Annotated in this window: 1 pseudogene; it reads left to right on the top strand. The window is 25.4% G+C overall.

The window, feature by feature from the left end:
* A pseudogene (locus IR152_RS19815) lies at positions 1-407 on the top strand (RNA-guided endonuclease TnpB family protein); the annotation flags it as partial.
* Between the last annotated feature and the right edge of the window lie 176 nt (positions 408-583).

Genomic DNA, 583 nt, shown 5'->3' with positions numbered 1-583 from the left:
TTAATGAAAAGACTGGTAGAATCAATAAGAAGAAACGTTTTGGAAAATCATTAGCAAATAAAGCACCATCAATGTTTTTGACTATGTTAGACAATAAGTTAAAATATAATGGTGAAAAACTATATAAGATAGATACTGTTAAATGTAGAGCTAGTCAATATAATCACTTTTCAGATGAGTACAATAAGAAGGAATTAAAGGATAGATGGAATAATAGTATGGATATTCAAAGAGATTGCTATTCTGCATTTTTAATAATGAATGTTAATGAAGATTTAAAATCAATCAATAGAGAATTATGTATTAACACATATGATAACTTTAAAATATTACATGATAAAGAAATAAATAGATTAAAGAAATTAAAATTAAATGGTTATAAATTAATATCTAGTATGGGGATATAAAAACTATATAGGTTGAGAAACGAGCCTAATATTAATGTTAATGGTATCGACAGATACTTTGTTAATAAAAGTCTTAGGGAATATGATTAGTGATAATATGTTGTAGGTTATGATTTATTGTAACTGAGAGTATTATAGAAATTCATGTAGTACCTAAGAACCCCATGCCTTTAGGC

Origin of the sequence: Clostridioides sp. ES-S-0108-01, assembly GCF_020662285.1 — a bacterium.
Taxonomy (GTDB): domain Bacteria; phylum Bacillota; class Clostridia; order Peptostreptococcales; family Peptostreptococcaceae; genus Clostridioides.
Note: the sequence above shows the minus strand (reverse complement) of the source record. Positions and strands in the feature narration are given on the sequence as shown.